Origin of the sequence: Parasediminibacterium schistidii, from assembly GCF_046546515.1 — a bacterium.
Classification (GTDB): Bacteria; Bacteroidota; Bacteroidia; order Chitinophagales; family Chitinophagaceae; genus Parasediminibacterium.
Genome location: NZ_JBKHKJ010000018.1, coordinates 18,761 through 42,623 on the forward strand (window position 1 = coordinate 18,761; position 23,863 = coordinate 42,623).

Sequence of the window (23,863 nt, forward strand, 5' to 3'; positions counted from 1 at the left end):
AGTTCAAAATTAAAAATTCAGTTACGCTATGCCGTTTCCATATCTAGTTGAAACCTTTTTTTCAATGCTTTCATTTCTTTTTTAAAGGTTTCCAGTTCTGCATCCTGCCCGTTGATAAAGCTATTGTCTTCTAGCTTGCCAATTACTTCGTCCATTTCCTCGGCATTGTCATACACCATGGCACGGTAAGGGCTTTCGTAATCCTTTGCTCTAGATTCGTAAATACTCTTGGTAATCCATTCCTTGGTAGCAATGGCAATATCCACTATGGTATTCAATTGTATATTGTCAAGCGCTTTCAAATCCCAGCCTTTTATTTCTGCAAGGCTTGCTAAAGCATGTTTCAATTTCTGTTCGCTATATTGCGTGCCTTTCTCGGCATACCATTGGTGTACTTCGTCCCAGCCACACAGTTTGCCTTCTTTTACATTTATTTTAAATTGCCCTACATCATCTTTTAGCAGCAGTTGCCCGCCAACATTTATCCAATCTTTTCTTTTTAGCTTGGCTGGCAATACGTTCATTGCATCTTCCAGCGACTTAAAAGCGTGTTTTTGAAGAAAGCCAATTAACTGGCAACAACCATAATAAGTAATTAATTCTTCAAACAAATGGTATGCTTTTGCAGCTTTTATAATGATGGTTTTCCGCTTTGCATTTTCAAAATCATCAGCTACTATTTCCAACGTATCTATTATAGGGTTATGCTCTTGCAATAATTTCTTTCCTACAGCAACTAGCTCTGCTGTTGTTGTGGCATCTGTTATTAATTCTTCTCTTAATAAATAAGCCTTGCCAATTGTTTTTTCCAGATAAGTACGGCTACTAAACATTTCATTTACCGTGTCTGGTGCCAAGAATTCATACTCAATATGCTGTATCTTATCAACACGCTTGTCCCTGTCTATGTATTTCCAGCTATTCCTGGCAAGTGCATACATGTTGTACATAAACCAATAGCCCGGCATTACTACCAATTGATTCTTAGATACATCGTTGGTAATTAAGGAAAAAGGAATAGGTATATTTAATTCCGCAGGATAATCGCCTTTGCTAATCATGGTAAAAGAAGCAAACTGGCTATTGTGTTTCAAGCTTACGCACAAACCCGGCCAGAAGCCACGGCCCGCAACTACTTCCCCATCTGCCCCACGGCTATTGTGGTTGCTGCCAATGGTTGCCCCTGCGGCTATATTGCTTTGCCCCATGATTAATGCCGCACACAAAAAAGAATTGTTGTGGTGCTGCTCATGCGCTGGGAAAATAAGCGAATTGAGCACCTCGCAGCAGGATATGGTGGCATTGTTGCCCAAATAGGAGTTGATAAGCCTTGCCCCATATTTCAGTTGTGAGTTAGAAGCCATGATAAAACGAACCGCTTTCACGCCATAAAATATACGGCACCCAAAACCCACAATGCCATTTACCAGTTCTACCCCTTCTCCTATCTGTGTCCTGCCTTTTTCACCGCTGGAGTTAATGGTGAGGTTCTTTAGCTTATTTGCACCTTTTATGTATGCGTCCTCGCCTATCCATACGTCTTTCACAATACGGCAGTTTTTTATTACCGTCCTTGCCCCAATTTTGCCGTAATAGCCCCTTTCATTTTTGTATTGCTCTTCTGTAAATTCTTTAAATTTTTGCAGTAGCGCATGGTCGTCCCTGTACTTGCTCCACAAATAAGCATCGCCCGGTAGCATATCGTTGAAAGGGATAACGCTTCGCCCCCCATTCTCGTTGCACAGCTCCAGCCATATCCTTATGCTTTCGTCCTCGCCTTGCTTGATGATACCATTGCCAAATTTTGCATGGTTTGTAGTAACCAGTTCATTTACATTGATGATGATTACTTCGTTGCCAATAATTTGGTGTGAGAGGTAATTTACATTGTCTATACATACATTGTCGCCAATGTCGGTGCTGATGATGGTGGAGTTATACAACCCAACGGGTACTTTCAAATCACTAAAATCAAGGAAATAAGGCTCCAGCTTGCTAATGCGCACTAGGCCATAAAACTTGCAATTCTTTACCAATGCAGGGTTGAAAAATTCCGACACAAATATATTGTTCCAGTTGTCGCTTGTATTGTTGTTACGTACCAACCCCTCTATTTCAAAAGCAGTCAGGTGCCTGTATTCGATACCGCTCCTGTTTTGAAGGTTGCGATACACATATTCGTCCTGCCCTTCTTTCAAGTATTCAGATGGGATGAAATCGTACCCCAACTCGCTAATGGGTGTCCTCTTTATATTATTCTGGGGCATTTTCCTTTGTTTTGAATTTTAAGTTTTAAATTTTAAGTTAAGACACAATTGTTTTTTAATCCAAAACATAAAACTTACCCTTACCACTATCAATTATCAACTATCAATTATCAATTACTCCACCGTTACGCTCTTCGCCAAATTCCTTGGTTTGTCCACATCAAAACCTTTGGCTACGCCCACATAATAGCTAAGCAACTGCAACGGCACCACGCTAAGCAGTGGGGCAATTACCTCATCGGCATCAGGCACAAACATGGTATCGTCGGCCATTTCTGGTATAATGGTGTCTGTAGCAGTTGCAACGGCTATCACTTTGCCTTTCCTTGCCTTTATCTCCTGCACATTGCTTACTATTTTTTCATAGTACCTATCCTTCGTGGCAACAAACAATACAGGTAGGTTTTCATCTACCAGTGCTATGGGGCCATGCTTCATCTCGGCCGCAGGGTAGCCCTCGGCATGTATATAAGACACTTCTTTCAGCTTCAAAGCACCTTCTAATGCCACTGGGAAGTTGTACCCCCGACCCAGAAACAGGAAGTCCGTGGCATCTTTATATTTCTCCGCAATGCGCTGTATGTTGGATGTATCTTTTAAAATTTCCTTTACCTTTTCTGGTATTGCTTCCAATTCTTTTATTAGTTCCAAGTAGCGGGCTTCTGTAATAGTGCCTTTTGCATGGGCAATTTTTAGTGCTATCATGCTTAGCACGGCTAACTGGCCTGTGAATGCCTTAGTACTTGCCACGCCAATTTCTGGGCCGCTATGGGTATAAGCACCTGCATTGCTCAAGCGGGCTATACTGCTGCCAACGGCATTTACAACGCCAAAAATAAACGCACCTTTTTCTTTCGCATTTTCCAAGGCAACCAAGGTATCGGCCGTTTCGCCGCTTTGGGAAATAGCAATGATAATATCGCCTCTGTTGATAATGGGGTTGCGGTACCTAAACTCACTTGCATATTCCACTTCTACAGGTATGCGGCACAGCTCCTCAAACAAATATTCTGCTACAAGCCCAGCGTGCCAGCTAGTGCCGCAAGCCACCATTACAATGCGCTGCGCATTTTTTAATATTTCAATATTATTGTCAATGCCACTTAAATTAATCTGGCTCGAACCTACAAGCAAACGCCCACGGAGGCAGTCGAAAATAGTTTCTGGCTGTTCGTTTATTTCTTTCAGCATGAAATGCTCGTAGCCGCCTTTTTCAATGGCTGCCAGTTCCATGTCTAGCTTAGTAATAAATGGCGTTTGCTTTTCATTGCCCAAATTCTTCAAAATCAGCTCATCTGCTTTTACTATTGCTATTTCGTAGTCATTTACATATACCACTTCTTTGGTGTACTCTATAATAGGCGAGGCATCGCTTGCCAAAAAGTGTTCGCCTTTGCCAATGCCAATTACCAATGGGCTGCCCTTGCGGGCTGCGATAATGGTATCTGGGTCATTTTTATCAATTAATAAGATACAATACGCACCTACAATACGCTTCAACGCGATGCGCAGGGCTTCTTCAAGTGTTGAGTTATTGTTCTTCTTAATGTCCTCGATAAAGTTCAGCAGCACTTCCGTGTCCGTATCGCTGCTAAACGTGTAGCCCTTCTTTAGCAAGTCGTTCTTGATAGGCACATAATTTTCTATGATACCGTTGTGTATCATCGCCAAGTCGCCACTGTTGCTCGTGTGCGGGTGGGCGTTCCTGTCGCTTGGCTCACCGTGGGTAGCCCAGCGGGTATGCCCAATGCCAATATGCGCATCCAGGTTTTTATCTACCACTTCATCTTCTAGTTCGGCAACTTTACCCTTCTTTTTATATACTTTTAAGGTATTGTCTTTTATCAATGCAACACCGCTGCTATCGTAGCCTCGGTATTCTAAACGTTTCAATCCTTTAATAATAACTGGGTAAGCCTGCCTTGGTCCAATGTATCCAACAATTCCGCACATATAAATTAATTAATTATCGTTTTATAAATATAAGGATTGTAATTACTTTTATCATTAAATAAAAACAAGCCGATAAAATGCAGCCCCCTTTTAATTTCTCAGAACAGTATTCCCTCGAAAACGAGCGTGTTTTATTAGCACCTTTAGATGGCAATAATAGTACCCAATTATTACATTTTGCCCTTGGGGGTATAAATATTTGGCCTTTTAGCCTTATGCCTATGCTTGGGGAGGCAAATTTTAAGAAATATATAGATTTTGCGTTGCTATCACGGGTGCAGCAAACGGCTTATCCCTTTATTGTTTTTGACAAAGTAGCAAAGGAATTTGCTGGCAGCACCCGGTTTTACGACATACAATTGGCCAACCAAACCCTGCAACTGGGCTATACTTGGTATGACACCAAATTCCAAGGCACAGGGCTGAACAAAAACTGCAAGTTCCTGCTGCTTCAATTTGCTTTTGAAACAATGGGCATGGAAAGGGTAGAGTTCAGGGCAGACAACAACAACAAACGCAGCATAGCCGCCATGCAAAGCATTGGCTGCACCATAGAAGGCATATTGCGCAGCAATGTACCCAATGCCGAGGGCGGCAGGCGGGACAGCATTGTGCTATCTATTTTAAAAAGCGAATGGGAAGGAGGGATAAAGGAAAGGTTGGGGAGGAAGATTGGGAATTGATAATTTTTCAATTAGAAATGTGGTTTACCCAGCCCATCCTTCCCTGTCCAAACTACGGTAGTGGATAGATTCTGCCAAGTGTTCTGGTTTTATTTTCTCCGAGGCGGCTAAATCGGCAATGGTGCGGGATACTTTCAATATCCTGTCATACGCCCTTGCGGAAAGGTTTAGCCGTTCCATTGCTTTTTTTAGCAATGCCTCGCCCACATGGTCTATCACGCAAATTTCCCTTAGCTGCTTGCTGCTCATTTGGGCATTGGCATATACGCCATCTTCTTTTTCGTAGCGTGCAGCTTGTATTTCCCTTGCTTTGATTACCCTGTTGCGGATAATTTCAGACGATTCGCCTTGGGTGGTTTTGCTTAGCTCGCTAAAAGCCACAGGCACTACTTCCACGTGCAGGTCTATCCTGTCTAGCAAAGGGCCAGATATTTTGTTCAGGTATTTCTGCACAGTGCCGGGTGGGCAGGTGCATTCTTTGTCTGGGTGGTTGTAGAACCCGCAGGGGCATTCCTGCGTTGCCTTTTTCCAAACTAGAACGGACTGTCCGGAAGCCTATGGGAGCTGGGTATGTAGACGAACCATTGACCTTTGCAGACAGGTTCAGGAACAAGAGATTGGAACTAGGATGGCTCCAAAAAGATGTGGCAATATTTATTGGAATTTGCGAGGATTCAGTTACGGGCTGGGAGAATGGAAGGAGTGAGCCACAAGGACGATACAAGGATTATATAGCTGCTTTTTTTAATCACACAAAAAGTTAAAGATTATCCTATCTCAACTTATATAACAAAAGATAATCAAATTCACTGTGCAATTGTTACACTTTAGAGTAATGACAAAAAAATGGAATTCCCAACATTTAATATTACTATTTTTTGTAGACCCAAAAAGCAGGAAACGTAAGTTTAGTTTACGTAGTGTTTGGGATGGGATTTTGGATAAGTTGCGTAACAAAGAAATGGTGAGGCAAGGCCAAAATGCAATGGCTACACTCTATATCATAGCCAAACGGTTAAATGGTGCAATAACCGTTCACTGAAAAGTTATGATGGGAACAAAAAAGTCAAAGGTATCAAACGGCATATTGTAGGAGATTAAAATGGGTTTTAATTGGCTGTGATGGTAACGGTTGCTCATATGCATGACAGCCAATGTGTTTTAATGTTGATGCGTTTTTGAAGGATGCTTTTTGTAGTATAAAATGTATTTTGGCTGATGGCGGTTACAGTAGGAGGTCATAAAGTGGGTAAAGCAAAAATTTAGCTATGTATTGCAATAGTTTTAAGAAAAGACAATAAAAAGTAAGGCTTTAAGCCAATAGGTAAAGGATGGATTGTGGAAAGGACATTTGCTTTGCTTGGTTTGACAACGACAGAAGATTATGTAGAAACTATGAACTACTGATGGAGTCGACTGAGGAAATGACCAAATTGCCTGCCATAAAGCTTTTATTAAATAAAATTTAAACAGGTTCTTAATTATTCTTATAAAGCAAATCAATTCTTTCGTCTATCTTTTCCTTTGTTTTTATATATTTTAACTTCAGCTCTTGTTTAGTTGTTAGCTCAACTGCATAACTAATAGCTTCATTTGCTTTTTCTAACTTAAAATGTATATCAAAATCTTTTATAAAAAAAGACTCCATGAATTCTAACGTTGCTTCAGTATCATAATATTCTGACAATTCGGTTTTGAACTTTCCATTTATTTTTAATTTATTTAATCTATTTCTAGCTTCCTTTATAAATTTCATGGCAATGGTATAGGTTTTATTTTTGTTTAACAACAATTCTTCACCTTCACTTTCTTTTAATAGCAAGCATGCTTTTTCCGTAAAAAGCACACAAGTATTATTACTATTGCAATCAAGTAATTTTTTAAAATATATATATCCATCCTCAGTAGAATAATATTTTTTAAAAAAAAGCATATACTTACTTTCTGAAATATTTATGTTTTCAATTATTTCATCTATTTGCAATAATGTTGGGTCTTCATAGATTGTACAATATTTTGTCAAGGCGAAACCATGATAAAATCTAGGATCATCAGGAAAGTTTCTAATGCCTTCAAAAGCCAATTCAATTGATTCTTCATAACGCTTAATTCTTCTTGTGACCCAACATAAAATATAAAGGAAATCAGCATAAAATATATCTGTTTTTACTAGATTTTTTTTTATTTTATTTAACCACTTGAAAACTTTAATGTCCTTATTAACTGCATTCCTGTCCTGTAAGGCTATATTAGAGTTTGGTAATATAAGAAAAATTAATGCCTTTAAAAGCTGTTGATCTATTTGATACTCTTGTTCTGATTTAATTTTAGTCAGCGTAGTAATTAAGTCTTTAAGAGTATCATAAATATTTGAATCATCTTTTTTCTCATCCCCCAATACTAATTTAATTAATTTATTAATTTCTTTGCCATATGCTTTATAATTTTTTAATTGAAGAAATACAGGTAATATCTGATAAGTTCCTTCAATATTATCAATCCCCTTAGACCATTCAAAAGAAGTAGTATTGCAACGAATCTCTTCAATTCCAGTTATAAATCTTGAGTTAAAATCAACTTCATCTACAAGTCTATCTAATAACTTATGCCGTTCTTGAAAATTTCTTTCAAATTGGGTTTGGTTACTTTTTATATCACTAAAGTAATTTAAAAGACCTTGACTTCCTCTTTCGGATAACATTTTAATAACATCGTCATAAATTGAATTATTCATATTTTTAAAAAGACCTGTATTTTCAAATGAATTACGTATAGAGTTATAATTTGAAAAAAACGCTTTATACTCGCCATTAAATAAATCATTTATATCATAATCACTGTCATTATTATTATAATTCCTAATTTCACCAATTAAATGACTAGTCGCATTTAATTTATTATTAATTTGGGTGCTAATTTTTTTAAGTGTTTGCAATTTTTTAATTGTTTTACTATAATCTCCTTTATTTTCATTATCAAGTGCCGCACACATTAAATGAGCAAATATTTCTTGTGTTGTTGTATACAGACTAATCTTTTCATTATTTATATATGGATAATCAATAATATCAAAATCAAACAATTTATCCATTACAATTTGAGTAATTGATGGGGCATCGGTCACGAATAGGAAAATATGCTTATGCTCCGAACCATACTCTTTTTTTTGTATTCTTCTATTTATAGCAATTATTCTTTGTATAGCCTTTGAATCCCTGTCTCTACTACTTGGATTTACTGTATTAGAAACATCTACAAAAACACGAAATATTTTATCAATTTCTTCTTTTTCTCCTTTCTCTTCTTCAAAAAGCTTATAGAAAAAATTGGGCAATTTTGGTGAGACCTCAAAGGTTATCAACTTTTGAGAAATTAAGAATTCAAATTTTTTTAATCCATTAACCCCTAAAAGAACCTCTGCGATTCTTAACGAAAAATTTTTACTTATATCATCCCTAAGTTCTTTATATTCTAAATTCAAGTTCACAAAATCTTTGCTCTTATTAACCCATTTATTGACTAGAATTTCAGCATCATTAAACGCTAACTTTTCAGCTGCTAATGCGACCCTTGTCATCCCCCTCAACTCCAACACATATTCGTCAAGAATAATACATTGAGGGCTAGGAAATTGTGACTTGAAAAGATTAAACAATGTGGCCTGTTCATCAAAAATATATTCCTCCGTTAAATTCCTATTTTTTGCTCTACGTTCATTCTCTTTTATTATTCCTCTTGGAAAACAATAATTACCAATAAGATCGGCATCAATTACATAATGAACCTGCCAACCATCTGCTTTAAGTTGCTGCAATTTGATTAAAGAATCAAAACTACTTTCGGATAAATCACTTAACAATGTATCAAATCTCATTCTAAAATAAAATTAAGTAAGTATAATGCATTTTCTCGAACATAATTTTTATCGTACTCCAAAGCTGATTTAACTTTTTTAAACTGCTTAATCAACGGGACACACAAATTTTCATCAATTATTTCATGGTTATAAATATATGAAGAATCATAACAATCCAGATTCTTTGCCACCGAATATTTATTCTTCTCAATAATTACATTTAAAAAATCCCTTTTATTTGATGCAATTAAAAAATTAGCCCAATCAGCAATGGTAGAAAATCTTTGTTTATCAAAGTAATCAGTATCAAATATTGAATTTAAAGAAATGGTAACAACCTCAACAATGAAAGATTCGTTTGAATCAACATCTGAAAAATCGTTTCTTCTATTAAGATATTTATTAAATCTCATAATAATTAAATTAAATAATTTAATGTGGGACACCTCATTATAAACATTTGAAAACCACTCATAAAAATGACTATAAAAAATAGATTTTCTGTTATAATAAAACTCCCTTAACTTATCTTCAATTAAAGTAACTACAAAAGGTATTTGTTGTTCTGAGTATAAATTTGATGTCAATTTAATTGTAGATGAGATTGAATTTAGAAATACATTTTCTTCATAGTGAAGAAACATAAACCTTAAATAGTTTCCCATAAGAGCAATATTATTGGGAAATTCCTTCCATCCAAATAATTCAAAGTGCACTTTTACCTCTTCTCTTTCTTTAACATCCAATTCAAGCCTAGCATAGGCTTGTAATATTTTTGCCTTAACAGAATCATGATTGAATATAAGATCATTGAGTTCAGGGTTAAAAAATATTTTCCTTAGAATTTCTTTCGCTTTAGGATTTTTGATACCTACTAATACATTTATAATTCTAATTATTTTTTCAGCATCATTGTAGTTTCCATATAATTTATTTAGCACTCCACACAATGCTGAATCATATTCTTTAGTAGAAATATTATTTTTTTTTAGAAAAAATACAATATCAATCAGTATGTCTCCTTCAGGGGTTAGATTATTTAATGGATAAGCTATTCCATAATATAAAATATCTTCTATCCAATCTATCCAATTTACATAATTATAATTTCTCAATATATCAACAGCATTAATCTCACTCATAATCTAATTATTTATGCAGCTAAAAATCTCTCCAAGGCTGCTTGAAATATTGATAAATCGGTAGCTTTTAATATTAATTTGTCTAATCTATTGAAATCATTAATTTTAAACAGATATGAATCAAATATAGCTTTATTGAATTTTTTATGGGCTCTCTCCTTTACTCCACTACCTTTTCCAGAAACAGGGAAAGTTTTACCCCAATCATTGTCTTTTTTATATGAAAGAAAAAATTCATTTCCATTCAACAAAACTCCTTCGCCACTAATTTTACCCCAATCCCCTAAAAGAGCAGTTGGTTGTAACATTTCTTCTGAGAAATTAGACGGATATTCGATTGTTATATATTGGTTTTTATTCTCTTCAGAAGGTAATTCATCGCCAATATAATAACCAATTTGATCTAAAACATAAGCAATATCTGATTCTTGAATAGGTATCTCAATATCAAGTTTATCCAAAGCAAAAACCCAACCAGTAGAACTTGACAAATTTGCAATTCGAATCTCTCGAAAACTTTCGTCCACTTTGAATTCCTCATAAAATCTTTTGTTATTATGAATAACTTCTATATCAAAAGTTATATCTGGATTACAATGCTTATTTTCAGGAACTATACGATTAATAAAAGTATCAAAATTTGTTACTCTCATATATTCTTGTGGATCTTTGCTAATAATTTCAGGTTTACAATTATGCATTCCAAATTCTTTAACAGCCAAAGCAAACTCAATATATGGTTCAATACTAAGACCATCAAAAGTAACCGGCTTACGTATTTTTTTTATATCAAGGATAATTTGTTGATAGCTTGAAATTAAATGGGTTACTTCTTTTTTTGTTGAAAACCTTAAATGATAAGCTTTAATATCAATACCTATGCACATTAAAAGTCGGTTTGAGAAAATGTGTTTGGAATTCAGTAATTTGTCCAGAAAAGACTTGATATCTATATAATTTATATCCATCTTATCTGGTGCTAAATTATTTAATACATAGTTATAAACATCTTCTATAGTCATGTCTTAAAGTGAGTTTTAGAATAAATTTCAGTATGTAATTTTAAATGTTAAAAGTAATAATGCTAAATTAACTTAACCAATATTATTTAGATTCCATAAAAAATCATACAATTTATTTAAGAGCCTGTTTAAAATTTATTTTGTAGTACATATAATTATGCAACTCAGTTTTTAATTAAAAAGAAAAGGTTATTTAAGGTCACATTTGTCTGCAAACAACCTTTTAATTAACAAGAAACATATAAGTGCTTTTAGCAGCATAGATTCCTAAACCCGTAGTATTTTATTTCAATAGTTTGACAGTACAATTATTTCGTTAATTTTTGCGAGAAATGCTCAAAGTCGGCTGCAAAAAATTGTTTTTTCGTTTAAAAATAACCTATAGTAATTAACAGTTGTTAAATATAAGTAATTATTTTTCAGAAATCATAAAAAAATAATGAAATATCAAACTTAATACTGGTATTGCATTATTTTAAAGAAGTTCAATGGTATAGCAATAATTATCTGCTTTGTATTATGCCTTTTAATAAGCTGTATAAATGATTGACATTTTCATATACTTTAAATATAGTATATGAAAATATAATATGAATATAGGCAAAAAAAATCCTTTAGATAATGCACTTGCCATTACTCGAAACTATGAATTGGTTAAAGATGCATTAAAAGAATTACAAACAAAACTCTTATCTGATTCATCAAAGAATCATTACGCTGTTTTATTATCATCAAATATTAACGCATCTTTTTGTTTAAATCAAAAAGATGTGGATATATATAGAGAGGATAATTCTACAACTACAGGAATCTACAAAATTTGTAAAGTAGAACTATTATATTCAAAATTTATCGACAAGAACCAACAACCTTGCCATGATTTTAAATGTACTTTTATTACAGACAGATTAGCTGTGACGAAAATTCAGTCCTCATTAGGTATTGACACTTTAGCTAAAAATAATTCTTTTATGCAAGGGATTGAAGCAATTCGATTTGCTGATACAAAAAAATATTTTTTTCGTATCGGCAAAGGAATTTTGCATCTTTATTTCTTAAACGAGGATGAATTCTTTCAATGCAGGGATTTAGTGATCGCTTTATGGAAAGTGCTATCAGAACTAAATCTAAAAGGATAACAAACTCCTATCTTAGCTGCCGTAATGGGCAGCTTTTTCTTAGTAAAATTCTATTTTTAAAAGATATAGAATACTAGTTGTGCAAATAATTTATCCATCAATCAAATTCATTTTTTGAGCACAATATTCTCTAAAATTGTTGCAACCGATTGCCTCTTTTGTCCTATTGATAATTTATCCATTTCTGCATATTGCACATTTACTCTATATCCCTTCATTACAGTTTCCTTAGTTTCAAACTTAGTCTGGACAAATAATGTCTGCATGTCTTCCGAAAGAATAACCCTTATAGTGGTTCCTATAGACTTGGAGAGCAAAGCAGTTTTCTCAATTAATTGTTGTAAAGTTTTATCATCAACAGTTATACACCAAATCTCCATGTATTTTGCTTCTATACATTTTTTAACGTTATGCCATTCCCACTCTGCATCGGTTGTGATTGAAACCTCGCAAGCTATTTTCCTCCCATCCCTTTCAAGGGACACGTCCACCTTTCCGCCGTTCGGCAAGACCTGCTCTATCGTGGCCTTGTAGCCATGCTCTTCTGCCATTTTCTTCACTTGCAGCTGCAATGCCCGGTGGCGTTTCAGTTCCTTCTGCTGCACGAAACGCTGGATCGTTTCCTGCTTTTGGTCTTCCGTCAACTCGGCAATGCCTTCCTTTGCAGGGGAAACGGGCAAAGGATTTTTTCCGTCCCCTTTTGGAATGTCTTGAACTTCTTGCCTTGACGTTTGCACTATCGGGTCCGTTACACCCTCCATGTTATCGCTTTCGCCTTTGGGCAAAATCTCCTTTCCATATTGCCGCCTCGAATAGGCCACGATATCGTCAATCTCCTCCTGCGACAGCGGCAACTCGTCCAAAGGGTACGTCGAAAGGGTGAAGTCGCAATCCGGCCGCTCTATCCGCGCGATTGCCTCGCCACGGCCCAGTTGCTGCAAGTCCTCTGCCGCAAACGAGGAGAAGCTGCTACCGAACAATTTGGCATCGTATTCCCCCAACCGGAAGCATATCCTCGTCCCGGCATTCGCCAGCACCTCTCCTGCAAGCCCGCTATCGTTTTTTTGCAGTTGCTGCATGCCTTGGTGCGCCAGCACCAGACCCACATGGTATTTCCTGGCTCCACTCAGGATGGTATTCATTGAAGGCGTTATGAAATGCTGGAATTCGTCAATGTACAGGAAGAAATCCTGCCTGTCTTCCTTCTTCTGCGCTTGCCGGGACATGGCTACCTGCTGTATCTTGGACACGATGCAGGTGCCCAGCAGGTAGCTGTTCTCGGCCCCAATCAGCCCCTGCGAAAGCTTCACCAGTATTATCTTGCCGCTATCCATCAGGCTTGCGATGTCAATGCATTCCCTTTGGGATACCATGTTGCGTATAAGCGTCGGGCGCAGGAACGTGTCAAGGCGGGTGAGGATTGGGCCGATAGAGGAGGTTTTCAGCAGCGGGTATTCCTTCTGCCAGTAATACCTTATATGCTCGTCCTCGACCGTTTCCAAGAATTTCTCCCGGTAGCCTTTCTCGATCAGGAAGCTGCGGAGGTCTATCAGCGTGCCGCCCCTGCTGCTTTCGAGGAAGGCAAGGATGGCATTGGCAAATACGGAATTCATCTGGTCGCCCCAGCTGGTCGACAGCCGCCTGAAGGTTGCCACCAAGTCCGAAGCCAGTATCTCCTTCTCTATGGCAGAATGCGCCTTCAGCAGGTTGAAGGGAATGATGCATCCGGTATCGGAAGGGTCGACAATCACGATGTCCGATTCCCGGTGGGCAGGCACGTGCGCCAGTATGGAATCTATCAGGTCGCCATGGGGATCCAGCACTGCGCAGCCGTTCCCGTCCCACATGTCCTGCACAATCATGTTCAAGAGCAACGTGGACTTCCCCGTCCCGGTAGCGCCTATGACATGGACGTGCTTGAGCCGCTGCTCCATGCCCAAGCCTGCTTCCGTATCCATCCCGAAATGGGAATTGATGCCCAATGCGTGGTCATGCCCCATCGCAATTTCGGGCGCGGCTTTCGTCCTGCGCCGCATATGCCCAAGCTTGTCGGAAAGCCTTGCGTTCGGCACGTGCAGCAGGTTGGACAATTCTTTCAGGTTCAAAAGCATCCCCGTCCGGTGGGAAGCCCGGCGCAGCATGTCGCCTGTCCTGTCCCCGAAGGAATAGCGCGGGTCAAGAAGCGGCATCAGCGCGTTGGATGGGGATTTTGATGCATGGACCAGCGCGGTGCCAGCCTGCTCCATCAGCTGCATCGCCCTTTCAGGGCTGTCCGATTGCGTGAGCAGGCGGATAGTGCAGGCAAGGAATTGGGCGGATGCCTTTTCCCTCGCAAGGCCGGGCATTTCCGGAGCATTGACGAAAAATGAGCCGCCCTTGGGGTCGGTCACGGAACGCACCACGCTGTCATGCCACTGGTTGACAGTGCCAGCGCAAAGCACCTGCAGCACCGCCCGCTCATTGCCTTTCAGGCTGCCGATGACGGCGAAAAGGCTCGTGTACGAGTCGTGCGGAGACCTCGTTTGCAATGGCCTGACGAATTCCTCTTCCAGCCCGAAATCGGTGACGGCAGTGGGGCATACCTCATCGTTGACGAGGTTTTCCCCCTCTTCCGTCGTTTTCACGACTGTGCAGCCGGGGAGAAAGGCTTTCGCCTGCTGCTCGGCGAACGGCGCATCGGTTGCCGAGCATACCAGCTGCACCTCTACCTTTGAAGCCGTGCCCACGATCTCGAAGCTGAACGGGTGCCGGCAGTTTGAAAGCAGCACCAATAGCTGCTCCATGTCCCCCAGAGATGATGCGTACCCCTTCGGGGCGAAGATGCTTATCCTTTCGAGCAATTCGTCGCAACCGGAACGGAATGGCTCCTGTTGCCCGATTTCGGGCGTTTCAAGCTCTATAGGCTTTCGTGGGCGAAACGCATCGGCAAGCCTGCTCAAGAGCGTAGGCCGCTTGCCGTCGTCTATGTATTCCCGCTGGCGAGACCTGAAAAACGGGGCAAAAGGGGGCTCAAGGTCGACGGGGTAGTCCGCAAGCTCCCAGCCGCGTCCCCGCCGCTCCCATTCGTAGAATTGCCGGGTAAGCTCCGCTGCCTTCTGTCCCATCAGCTTTCCAGTTTGTATGGCTGTATCTTCTTGGCTTCCTCGGGAAAGCGGAAGGCGTTTGCGGCATTCATGCTCTCCACGGCCTTGAGGACGATGCCGTGGATGCTTTCCTTGAACATCGTCTCCGTGTCCATCTGGAAGTAGGTTTTCGACTCCGACTTCTTGGCAAGCCAGCCGCCGATAAGGGGGATTATAGCCAATAGCTCCGTCAGCCACCCCGGCGACTGCGTGAGCCACCACGACACGAAGAAGCTCTTCCCGTACGGGGCGGCGCAGATGTCAAAGGCGTATTTGCCCGTGCTGACCCGCAGGTACTCCCGCTTCCCGGAAAGCAGTCCCTGGGTGCGGGACACGACCGAGCAACTGACGTTGGGAAACTTGTACTCGCCAATAAGCGTCTGGAGGGATTCGTAAAACTTCTTGGAAGAATACTGGAAATCTTCGAAATGGTGATGCCAATGGGCATCGATAGCCGGATAGTTTGCCATGCGGTCGTATTTGGAGGTTTTGATAAGCAAGAAACATTGCCGGATTATTGCCCCGGCAAGAGGGCTGTCAAGCCCGTGAACCTATTAGGAAGCCAAGTTATGGGATTCCCGCAACAAATCAAAACTTTTTTCGGCATTGCCCATAAGCAGCGAAGCCGCCCACGGTTCGTGGGCGGCTTCAAATTCTGCAATTGGGATTGGGCGAGTGTTATTTCTGCAAATTGGTCCATAGCTGGTCGAGCCCGCTTGCATCCGAGGCAAACTCGTAGAGCGTCAGGTTGTGCGCGTCCATATTCTGTATGGCAGATGTGCTAGTGATTCCGTTGACAGTTACTGTCAAGCTGTTGCCGCTGACGGAATATCGCCCCGAACCGGTGCTTCCTACCACGTTCCCGTTGCTCTGAAAATCTACGTACGATCCCGCCCCGTAGGGCACCGTGTCCTTTTCGATCCGCCCGCTTCCAGTTGGCGTGTACCATTCCACCGTGTTTACCACCGTCCATTTCCCAACTATTGGATTTGGCTCCGAATCGCTCTTCTTGCAACCTGCTAATAACGTAATGCACAATACTGCGCTTAGTAATACTTGTTTCATTGTTTTTCTTGTTTATTTTCCTGTATGTGTGAAATAATGCTTTGATTGCCTTGGAAAGCCTGCCCTTATGTGGGGCTTGGCTTTTTTATTGCCAAGCCATTCGGGTGCCCTCCGCCAATGTCCAGGAATTGAAATGGCTGGAATGGCAAACCATGCACTATTTTCCCTAGGGGGCAGTGAGCCAAAATGATTTTCCGATGCAGAGATGCAACCTTTTCTTTCATGATGCAGTTTTTATTGTTTTGCGTTTTGCTAGTTGCTTCTGCATACGAAGGTACGAAAAAAATCTTTTTGTAGGCATATATGCCTACAAAAAGATTTAAATAGTTTTCACCTTGCGGCGTGAACAATGCGGAAGACAAAAAGACAATGAAGCTGTTCGGCCAGCACTTGCGCCGGCTGCGCGATGCGAAAGGGATGTCAATGGAAGAATTTGCGAACACCTGCGACATGGAAAAGAGCCAGGTGTACAGGATCGAGAACGGCAAGACGAATCCCAGCCTGACGACCCTCAATGAGCTGGCTGCTGGACTTGGGATTAAACTGTCCGAATTGGTGGAATACTAAACAACAAATAATTTCGATAATTGCAAATCAAGCTGCCGCATCGAATGCGGCAGCTTTTTACGACTGAAAAGCGTAATAAACAAAAGCAAAGGGGCAAAATTGCCCCTTTGTCAGAACGGCAGGTCGTCCGCCGGCTCTGCGACTGCCGCCGCCTTGGGCTTTTCTTCCTTGATTTTGGGTTGCCCGCTATGCACCTTGATGCCGTTCGCATGGAAATTGAGCGATGCAACCGCATCCCCGTCCATGTTCTTGTACACCGACACGCTTGTCCTCCCAGAAAGTTCCACGATGCCGCCCTTCCTTATCTTCTCGGCAACTTTGTCATTGAGCCAGTACGAGCAGCTGTAATACGTTGCCAATTGCTTGCTTTCGCCACTTGCCTTCTCCCTGTAATAGTCGTTCACCACCACTGTGAAGCTTACCACTTTCCTGTCCCCCTTTACTGCGCGGACTGCCGCATCCTTTACCACCCTTCCCGTGATTTCCATGATTTTTCTTTTTAATTTATGATTACTGGTTTGAAAACAAAGTGATGCCGCTAGGGTGCGGCTTGTTCGGCTTTAGCCTGTTGCCGTGCCTTTTCACGAGGTAGTAGACCGTGATGTCCTCGTTGAGCGTTATCGCCCAAGCGGCCTGCAAGGCGCGCTTGCGGGTGTATTTCTTCTTCCTTTGGATTTCCCAAGAAAGCACCATCAGGTATGACAAACGGGTATTACGTTCCATGATTACTGTTTTAGGTTATGAGAATGACGCTCGGCACACGCCTCGCTCATATACCCGTAGCAACCAGAAATTGGGGATGCGGAGACGGGAGAAAGCTTCCCTCAAAAAAATACTACCGCCTAAAATCAAGCAGCATTCGATAAAGCGAGTGGAGATTTTTTTGCGGGAACCGGGGCAAGCGCAACGCAGTGAAGCGCAGGGTTTCGTACGACGGAGCAGCACAATACTTTTGCGGAGAAAGGCATAGAGGGAGAATTCCAATAATATTCAACATGAGGCATACAACCAGCTTATTGCTTAAGCAATTTTTCTTTTTTCAAATATTTAATGTCTTGGGGTAAAGCAGCCTTGAGCCAAAGGAAGCCAAGCCGTGCCGAAAGCTTGGAGGCACTGGGGCAAAGGGAGCCCGGAAAGACACGGGAGGAGAGGGACGACACGGACGTGGCTGCGAGCAGCCGCCAGATGGCGCGGATAGTAAAGCGACCAGCGGGAGCGGTAGACGCACAGTGGAGGCACTGGCAATCCGTGGGAGGGCAAAGCACTAAGCGGAGGTTCTTGATTGCCAGTGCCGGAACGCAGAAAGGATGAGGAAAGTACAAAAAATTCCGAAATCCGAATGGGCATTGTCGCAATGATTTTGCTGACTTTTTATCAAACACAAACGCAGCGAATCCGAGCAACGAGACTAAGAATAATCTGTAATGTTTTTTTTAATTAATTGTCAATTGATGCACAATAGTGATCCGTCATGGTCTATCAACTCATCATTACTGATACGGATAGAATAATCGTTTTTAATATCTAGTTGACCTTTGCAAGCAATACATAAAGTTGCAAATAGTAATTTATCTTCAAAACTTTTTGATTCTTTTGCTTGTAGATTTTTTTTAAACCTATATCCTATCGATTTTGTACTGTTCTTGTTCATCTTTTTCAATTTTACTTATTAAAAAATGGTTAAATAATATAGGAGATTTTGGACATAAAAAATCCGGCACATCTTTCAATGTCCGGCGTAAACAAATTTCAATTACTAAGGTTGACAATTGCTTCAATATAGCTTATTCTACCTATTGCTAATCTGTTTACGTCAGATGATGCTGAAAAAGGGGGTTATTGTGGGTCTCAACCACAGTAGCCCCTATTTTGTTAAGATGTGTCGTAATAATTCATTATTTTAGCATTTGCATTGAGAAAACACAAAGCTATTTTATACATGAGGTATATCAACAAAAATGCTTTTCCTTGCTTAAGTTTGCTAAACACTGCTAAATAAATAGAACAGTATGGAACGTAAACTGCGGATACCTGATCCTATTATTAAATTAGTTGTAAAAGAATGCGGGATTAGAAAAAAAAAATTTTCGTTTGCTGTACTACGCAAAAGCATTAACGAGTTTATAAAGGCAGATTTAAAGGCTATTGATATTGTTCTATTCGAGCATTATGAAACAACGCAACCATCAGTCGATACTTACACAAGAGCATTTGGAGAAGCACCCCCTAAGTATGTTGCTCATGGAAGCAATATGTTGTTAATAGATTTATTATGCTATTATGCAACGAAGGAAAGTTGGCCGGTTCTTTCCAAAAAATTAGGATTATCGGAGGATGACTTATTAGTTAAAGAACCACTATCTATAATAGCGGCTCAATCATCCTTTAAACCAGATAACAATGTTGATAAAAAAAGAATAAAAAAAAATACTCATTTATATAATGATATATTAATTTTTGGTGACAGGCTCAAATTTCTATACAATGAAAATCAAATTCAAGTAGGTGTTGACGAAGCAAATGCTGGCTATACTAAATTCAAGTCATTACTCAATTTATATCCTGCAATTCTCAATCGTATTTTCAAATTTAATATGAGAAATAAGAGGTACGAAAAAGTTAGAAAGATAATTGATGAAATAAGCAAAAAAGAGCTATCGGATAAGGTAATCACATGCTGTAAATTGGCTTTATGTGAGTGCGAAATCAGACAAGCATATTCAGCTTATCAACTTCATCCGAAAGCACAAATAGAGAAAATTCTTCTTGCAAAAGAAATTTTAGAGGCTGTTCCAGAAACTCAACACATGTATCCAGATTACTTATATTGGAATGGAAGATGCGATTTGGATTTTTGGTATGCAACAAATGGAACTGATCCCGCAGATTTAAGATTATCTCTACATTGGTTTGATAAAGCATTAGTTGAATGCTATACTTGGTGGTCACATTTTTATAAATGCATTATTCTCAAACTGCAAAAGAAACATATAATACTTCAAAACGAGTTGAAAATTTTCACTATTGAGATTATTAAGGAAAGTGAAAAATTCCCAAAAAAATCATCATTAAGAACATTTAGAATTGCATTATATCTGTTTAACAATGACCCAATTGGTTTGGAAAAATTTCTAGAAGAAAGCAAAAATTCAATTGTAACTTCAAATTCCGAATCAACTATTTACTATCACAATAAATTGATTTTCTATAATGAAAGAGAAAACCGAGATATGTATAGAAAAATTTTAGAAAAGTGGATTTAGAATTCATAATAATGAAAAAAAATATTATCTCGGCATTTCATCATCAATTTGCTGGTGGTTCAAAGAGCACAAGCCGTCTCTTGCATTATTTATCCCAAAATGGGCACACTGTAGATGTCTTCGCCTTTGAAACACCGCAATACTTTACCTATACAAAAAGTACAGTACGAACACATATATTAGGCATGGATAATGTTAATTCTGAGGTAATTGATAAAAGCTTACTAAAAAATTATTTGTTTACTGAAAAAATAATGTCAAGCCTTTTAAAGACGGATAATCCAGTATTATTTGGAGCAAATCTGTTCCCATACTGCAATATTTTACTTGATGCAAAAATACAGATGCAGCACCAAAAGAACATAGCAACGAAACTTATTGTTCATCCAGTTGGATCTGATATCTGGCAAGTTGGGTCACAAATGAAATCAAGGGTTAAATGGTTGCTAGAAAATCCTCAAGTGGATTCAGTTATTACATACTCTCATACCTTTATTGATGAAATAAAAGAATATTTTGATATTGACAGGGAAATGAATGTCGTGCCTCCCGTTCTTGAAAGAGAAATATTTTACCCTTTGAACGAATTAAAGATATCTGAACGGAGAAAATTACTTGGAATGAATGATGATGTATTCATTATGCACCACCATAGCAGCATGAGAAAAATAAAATGTCCTGAAATTATCTTAGACATTGCCCAAAAAGCAGCTCAGGGCATTGCCGATAAATGTATTTTGGTTATGACGGGACCGATTCCATATGATACGATTTCACGCTTACATTTGAAAAGCACAAAAATTAATGACGTATTTATCTATAAAACAGAATTAAGAAATCTCATTGTATATTGGACGGGCATAATATCGAATGTAGAATACGTAATGCAAATTTCTGATGTGGAATTAAATGCAAGTTTGCATGACTCGTTTAACCTTGCATTAATGGAAGCAATGGCCTGTGGTATCCCAGTAGTAACTTCGGATGAGGTTGGGATAGGAAATCACATAGGAAAAGCCAATGGTGGTGTTTGTTTTCCTGTTAAGAAATTGAAGTTTGATGAATTGAATAATGTTTTAAAATCTGGTAACTCAAAAAATCATTTGTTTGACATTGATTATGCTGTCAGCGCAATAATAAACATTGCAAGAAATAGGGTCGCAGCTAGGTTAGATGGTCAAGAGGCAGCGAGATATGTTTCGGAAGAATTTAGTTTTGATAATGTTGCAAGAGAATTTTATAAATACATCATGTAATGACAGACTTTAGTACAATACAATTACCTGACAGCATTCGGCAACTCTCCCTTTATAGAAGAGATCGTATCTATCAACTGCTTTATATTTTGCAAGGCAATAAATTGGTATCAGGTGTTTTATTGGGTGGTTCTCTTTCATATAAAAATAAGGTGTCTAATTCAGATGTTGACTTATTCTGTCTAATAACTCAGCCGGACATATTTGAAAATAATCTAAAAGAGTACATTGCTGAATTGAATGACATAGATGAAATTATTTTTCAAGGAAGTTTTCCTTGGACCGAAAGACTCTTTACAGTTTACTTTACGGAGGATATGGATTTCAGTATTGATTTATGTCTGATAAGTTCCGGAAATGCCCAAGTTTTTTTTTGGGAGCCGAACGGTTGCATACTTTTTGATAAGGAAGGCACCCTCACTACAATCAGAATATGCCAAATGGCGAGCCCTTTTTTTACAATGCACCCTTTTTTGAAACAGAATCCTTTTTCTTTATCAGTAGTTACATTAAAGAAGATTGAAAAGAACCTTTCAAGAAAACATTTGTGGAATGCATTAGAACAATTGAATGGATTACGAAGATATATCATGCAGATAGTCCGACTAACCGTGATTAAGGATACTAATTTCCTTGGCAGGGTTGACCGGGATATAGAGGATGTTATTCCATCCGTAATGAATGATGCCTTTTCTAAAACTGTTGCCGTTTATGATGCAAATAGTATTGCTGAAAAAGCTATCCTATTGATTGAATTTCTCTTTGAGCTACAAGGTTATTTGAAAATGAGCAACGAAAACAATGTTAGTGAATGGATAATTAAACAATTAAAACATGAATTAAGCAAGCTTCAAAATTATTTATATGCATAATTCTCACTACATAAAGATTATTACAGAAGCTGCAAATGCAATGGGAATTGACGTTGAATTGCTTGCTGAGGATTGGGCGATTGAGCTGAAACGAGGTGAAAGTACCAAATACATAATAGGCTATTTATTTCCATTGAATGATGCGACTACTTGTAAAATTGCCAACAATAAAAACTTATGTAGCGAAATATTGTCAAGGAGAAATGTCCCAAATGTACCACATCAAATTACGTTTAGCCCATCCAAATTGGTGGAAAGAAGAAAAACTATAGGCAACTCGGGGTTGTTTGAAAATTTTATTTTTAAATACGGCTTTCCATTCTTGGTAAAGCGAAACAATTCCTCCAAGGGCCGGGGGGTGTTTCTAGTAAAAAACGAAGCCGAATTTGAAAATATTCTCTCTAAGCTTTATTCAATTGACGACGCATTTAGCCTTTCCCCTTTTAGAAAGGAAATTCGTGAGTATAGATGCATCGTATTAGACGGAGAATGCCTGCTTGTTTACGAAAAGCAGATTCCATTTATTATTGGTAACGGGATAAGCACCATTTTAGAATTGCTTGCAGCGTTCATTAATGATTTTAAAGGAAAAATGAACAGCAAAAAACCCGTATTTGACGAATCAATGGCCTTGAGATTTTCTGAAATACCTACTAAAGGTGAAAAGGTATTTATGCAATGGCAGCATAATAGGTTTCTCGGAACAACATATAAAAAAATAACCGATGTAAGGATTGTGGATCTTGCAATTGAAGCAGCGGAAGCAATTGGGGCACGTTTTGTTAGCGTTGACATCATTCAATCAGAAAAATTTGGACTCGAAGTATTGGAAATTAATGCTTCAGTTGTCATTCACAGCCCTATCATATCAGGATCAGAAGGTACACAATTTGATGGTACAGGTAAAATATTTCAGCTAGCAATAAGGAAGGCTTTTAAAATATAATATATTTATATGAAAATACTAGTATTCGGAAATATTGCTTCAGGAAAGACAACTGTAGTAAGAAGATTAAAAGAAGAATACTCGTTTCAAGACGTTTCCATTGACAATTATAGAAGAAAATATGGTGATGGTAGTAGTAAAGGCGAAGCATTGGCAAGAATTGAGTTTTACCATACAGCAGGCAAAAAGGGAGACAATCTGATTATTGAATGCCTTGGCGTAGGAGAAGTTGCAGATAAGTTGTGTGAACTGTTATATGAAAGCAAAGAACGCATAATCTGCTTGATTTTGCTCGTTAAAAAGGAAGTCTGTCTTTCAAGGCTTTCTCGCAGAAAGTGGGATGTTCCATTTCCCCACCTTCCAGAAAAAATATACTCTCTAATTGAAAACACCCAATTAAAAATAGAAGCAGCTGAGATTGAGTCTAAGTGGAACAAAATTGAGAACATTACATTTGTCTCAAAAATTAATAATAATAGATATGATCTTGAAATGATAATATCAGAAATGAAGTATATTATTAAAGAAGTAATCTAGAGCCTGCATAAATTTTTATAAAATAAATCGCTAAAAACAATTGATTTAGGTTTTGTATTAGTTTTTACAGAAATGAACCAACCTTTTTAAGTATATATCAAAGAGGTTTAATTGATAAGTAAAGACAAATTATCCACTGTTTTTTAGAATTAAATTCGCATTTATCTAACTGC

Annotated in this window: 20 protein-coding genes and 1 pseudogene; 8 read left to right on the plus strand and 13 right to left on the minus strand. The window is 38.7% G+C overall.

Annotation, left to right across the window (positions count from 1 at the left end; all coding sequences use genetic code 11):
* Positions 1–26: 26 nt before the first annotated feature.
* Both ACHFIY_RS11515 and glmS read right to left on the minus strand, forming a co-directional pair.
* Complete coding sequence (locus ACHFIY_RS11515) at positions 27–2,267, minus strand: DUF4954 family protein (RefSeq protein ID WP_410846245.1); 2,241 nt, start codon at positions 2,265–2,267, stop codon at positions 27–29.
* A gap of 114 nt (positions 2,268–2,381) precedes the next feature.
* The gene (gene glmS, locus ACHFIY_RS11520; protein ID WP_410846246.1) at positions 2,382–4,220 is read right to left on the minus strand and encodes a glutamine--fructose-6-phosphate transaminase (isomerizing); all 1,839 of its coding nucleotides are present in this window, start codon (positions 4,218–4,220) and stop codon (positions 2,382–2,384) included.
* Positions 4,221–4,297: 77 nt separating this feature from the next.
* Here glmS and ACHFIY_RS11525 point away from each other — a divergent pair, with 77 nt between their 5' ends.
* Entirely contained in the window at positions 4,298–4,903 is a 606-nt protein-coding gene (locus ACHFIY_RS11525; protein ID WP_410846247.1) for a GNAT family N-acetyltransferase, read from the plus strand.
* 24 nt (positions 4,904–4,927) lie between these two features.
* Here ACHFIY_RS11525 and ACHFIY_RS11530 read toward each other — a convergent pair whose 3' ends face one another.
* The 5 genes and pseudogenes from ACHFIY_RS11530 to ACHFIY_RS11550 all read right to left on the minus strand — a co-directional run bounded on the left by ACHFIY_RS11530 (position 4,928) and on the right by ACHFIY_RS11550 (position 10,923).
* Positions 4,928–5,299, minus strand: a complete 372-nt coding sequence (locus ACHFIY_RS11530) for a magnesium chelatase subunit ChlI family protein (protein WP_410846313.1) — start codon at positions 5,297–5,299, stop codon at positions 4,928–4,930.
* Positions 5,288–5,413 (minus strand): annotated as a pseudogene (locus ACHFIY_RS11535) (ATP-binding protein); the annotation flags it as partial. The gene ACHFIY_RS11530 and the pseudogene ACHFIY_RS11535, both read right to left, overlap by 12 nt.
* 967 nt (positions 5,414–6,380) lie before the next feature.
* The gene (locus ACHFIY_RS11540; protein ID WP_410846248.1) at positions 6,381–8,777 is read right to left on the minus strand and encodes a hypothetical protein; all 2,397 of its coding nucleotides are present in this window, start codon (positions 8,775–8,777) and stop codon (positions 6,381–6,383) included.
* Complete coding sequence (locus ACHFIY_RS11545; protein WP_410846249.1) at positions 8,774–9,901, minus strand: hypothetical protein; 1,128 nt, start codon at positions 9,899–9,901, stop codon at positions 8,774–8,776. Before ACHFIY_RS11545 ends, ACHFIY_RS11540 begins: the two co-directional genes overlap by 4 nt.
* Before the next feature lie 11 nt (positions 9,902–9,912).
* Entirely contained in the window at positions 9,913–10,923 is a 1,011-nt protein-coding gene (locus ACHFIY_RS11550) for a hypothetical protein (RefSeq protein WP_410846250.1), read from the minus strand.
* 590 nt (positions 10,924–11,513) lie between these two features.
* Here ACHFIY_RS11550 and ACHFIY_RS11555 point away from each other — a divergent pair.
* A complete protein-coding gene (locus tag ACHFIY_RS11555) occupies positions 11,514–12,062 on the plus strand; it encodes a hypothetical protein (RefSeq protein ID WP_410846251.1) in 549 nt (182 codons plus the stop codon).
* Positions 12,063–12,169: 107 nt separating this feature from the next.
* Here the strand turns inward: ACHFIY_RS11555 and ACHFIY_RS11560 are convergent, their stop codons facing one another.
* The 3 genes from ACHFIY_RS11560 to ACHFIY_RS11570 all read right to left on the minus strand — a co-directional run bounded on the left by ACHFIY_RS11560 (position 12,170) and on the right by ACHFIY_RS11570 (position 16,249).
* Complete coding sequence (locus ACHFIY_RS11560; RefSeq protein ID WP_410846252.1) at positions 12,170–15,166, minus strand: type IV secretory system conjugative DNA transfer family protein; 2,997 nt, start codon at positions 15,164–15,166, stop codon at positions 12,170–12,172.
* Positions 15,166–15,654 (minus strand): hypothetical protein, encoded by a 489-nt coding sequence (locus ACHFIY_RS11565; RefSeq protein ID WP_410846253.1) that lies wholly within the window; start codon positions 15,652–15,654, stop codon positions 15,166–15,168. Before ACHFIY_RS11565 ends, ACHFIY_RS11560 begins: the two co-directional genes overlap by 1 nt.
* 208 nt (positions 15,655–15,862) lie before the next feature.
* Positions 15,863–16,249 (minus strand): META domain-containing protein, encoded by a 387-nt coding sequence (locus tag ACHFIY_RS11570; RefSeq protein WP_410846254.1) that lies wholly within the window; start codon positions 16,247–16,249, stop codon positions 15,863–15,865.
* Positions 16,250–16,591: 342 nt separating this feature from the next.
* On the opposite strand from ACHFIY_RS11570, the gene ACHFIY_RS11575 reads away from it, so the two are divergent.
* Positions 16,592–16,816: a helix-turn-helix domain-containing protein gene (locus ACHFIY_RS11575; protein ID WP_410846255.1), complete on the plus strand. Its 225-nt coding sequence runs from the start codon at positions 16,592–16,594 to the stop codon at positions 16,814–16,816.
* Positions 16,817–16,926: 110 nt separating this feature from the next.
* Here ACHFIY_RS11575 and ACHFIY_RS11580 read toward each other — a convergent pair whose 3' ends face one another.
* The 3 genes from ACHFIY_RS11580 to ACHFIY_RS11590 form a co-directional block, all read right to left on the minus strand.
* Complete coding sequence (locus ACHFIY_RS11580; RefSeq protein WP_410846256.1) at positions 16,927–17,304, minus strand: single-stranded DNA-binding protein; 378 nt, start codon at positions 17,302–17,304, stop codon at positions 16,927–16,929.
* A 22-nt stretch (positions 17,305–17,326) separates the two neighbouring features.
* A complete protein-coding gene (locus ACHFIY_RS11585; RefSeq protein WP_410846257.1) occupies positions 17,327–17,539 on the minus strand; it encodes a hypothetical protein in 213 nt (70 codons plus the stop codon).
* A 721-nt stretch (positions 17,540–18,260) separates the two neighbouring features.
* Positions 18,261–18,467 carry a hypothetical protein gene (locus tag ACHFIY_RS11590; RefSeq protein WP_410846258.1) on the minus strand — a complete coding sequence of 69 codons (207 nt, stop codon included), beginning with the start codon at positions 18,465–18,467 and terminating at the stop codon, positions 18,261–18,263.
* Between the two features lie 358 nt (positions 18,468–18,825).
* On the opposite strand from ACHFIY_RS11590, the gene ACHFIY_RS11595 reads away from it, so the two are divergent.
* From ACHFIY_RS11595 to ACHFIY_RS11615, 5 genes are read left to right on the plus strand one after another with little or no spacing between them, the layout of a single operon-like run.
* Positions 18,826–20,079: a hypothetical protein gene (locus tag ACHFIY_RS11595; protein ID WP_410846259.1), complete on the plus strand. Its 1,254-nt coding sequence runs from the start codon at positions 18,826–18,828 to the stop codon at positions 20,077–20,079.
* Positions 20,080–20,090: 11 nt separating this feature from the next.
* Positions 20,091–21,335: a glycosyltransferase family 4 protein gene (locus tag ACHFIY_RS11600; RefSeq protein ID WP_410846260.1), complete on the plus strand. Its 1,245-nt coding sequence runs from the start codon at positions 20,091–20,093 to the stop codon at positions 21,333–21,335.
* Positions 21,335–22,207, plus strand: coding sequence for a hypothetical protein (locus tag ACHFIY_RS11605; RefSeq protein ID WP_410846261.1), 873 nt, complete (start codon positions 21,335–21,337; stop codon positions 22,205–22,207). Before ACHFIY_RS11600 ends, ACHFIY_RS11605 begins: the two co-directional genes overlap by 1 nt.
* Positions 22,200–23,153 carry an ATP-grasp domain-containing protein gene (locus ACHFIY_RS11610; protein ID WP_410846262.1) on the plus strand — a complete coding sequence of 318 codons (954 nt, stop codon included), beginning with the start codon at positions 22,200–22,202 and terminating at the stop codon, positions 23,151–23,153. Before ACHFIY_RS11605 ends, ACHFIY_RS11610 begins: the two co-directional genes overlap by 8 nt.
* 9 nt (positions 23,154–23,162) lie before the next feature.
* Positions 23,163–23,690, plus strand: coding sequence for an ATP-binding protein (locus tag ACHFIY_RS11615; RefSeq protein ID WP_410846263.1), 528 nt, complete (start codon positions 23,163–23,165; stop codon positions 23,688–23,690).
* Positions 23,691–23,863: the final 173 nt, after the last annotated feature.

Coding starts and splice junctions, on each gene's coding strand:
- ACHFIY_RS11515 (WP_410846245.1), bottom strand. CDS start 2,267: ATGCCCCAGAATAATATAAAGAGGACACCCATTAGCGAGTTGGGGTAC.
- ACHFIY_RS11590 (WP_410846258.1), bottom strand. CDS start 18,467: ATGAACAAGAACAGTACAAAATCGATAGGATATAGGTTTAAAAAAAAT.
- ACHFIY_RS11580 (WP_410846256.1), bottom strand. CDS start 17,304: ATGGAAATCACGGGAAGGGTGGTAAAGGATGCGGCAGTCCGCGCAGTA.
- ACHFIY_RS11525 (WP_410846247.1), top strand. CDS start 4,298: ATGCAGCCCCCTTTTAATTTCTCAGAACAGTATTCCCTCGAAAACGAG.
- ACHFIY_RS11610 (WP_410846262.1), top strand. CDS start 22,200: ATGCATAATTCTCACTACATAAAGATTATTACAGAAGCTGCAAATGCA.
- ACHFIY_RS11540 (WP_410846248.1), bottom strand. CDS start 8,777: ATGAGATTTGATACATTGTTAAGTGATTTATCCGAAAGTAGTTTTGAT.
- ACHFIY_RS11555 (WP_410846251.1), top strand. CDS start 11,514: ATGAATATAGGCAAAAAAAATCCTTTAGATAATGCACTTGCCATTACT.
- glmS (WP_410846246.1), bottom strand. CDS start 4,220: ATGTGCGGAATTGTTGGATACATTGGACCAAGGCAGGCTTACCCAGTT.
- ACHFIY_RS11565 (WP_410846253.1), bottom strand. CDS start 15,654: ATGGCAAACTATCCGGCTATCGATGCCCATTGGCATCACCATTTCGAA.
- ACHFIY_RS11545 (WP_410846249.1), bottom strand. CDS start 9,901: ATGAGTGAGATTAATGCTGTTGATATATTGAGAAATTATAATTATGTA.
- ACHFIY_RS11585 (WP_410846257.1), bottom strand. CDS start 17,539: ATGGAACGTAATACCCGTTTGTCATACCTGATGGTGCTTTCTTGGGAA.
- ACHFIY_RS11560 (WP_410846252.1), bottom strand. CDS start 15,166: ATGGGACAGAAGGCAGCGGAGCTTACCCGGCAATTCTACGAATGGGAG.
- ACHFIY_RS11550 (WP_410846250.1), bottom strand. CDS start 10,923: ATGACTATAGAAGATGTTTATAACTATGTATTAAATAATTTAGCACCA.
- ACHFIY_RS11605 (WP_410846261.1), top strand. CDS start 21,335: ATGACAGACTTTAGTACAATACAATTACCTGACAGCATTCGGCAACTC.
- ACHFIY_RS11615 (WP_410846263.1), top strand. CDS start 23,163: ATGAAAATACTAGTATTCGGAAATATTGCTTCAGGAAAGACAACTGTA.
- ACHFIY_RS11570 (WP_410846254.1), bottom strand. CDS start 16,249: ATGAAACAAGTATTACTAAGCGCAGTATTGTGCATTACGTTATTAGCA.
- ACHFIY_RS11595 (WP_410846259.1), top strand. CDS start 18,826: ATGGAACGTAAACTGCGGATACCTGATCCTATTATTAAATTAGTTGTA.
- ACHFIY_RS11600 (WP_410846260.1), top strand. CDS start 20,091: ATGAAAAAAAATATTATCTCGGCATTTCATCATCAATTTGCTGGTGGT.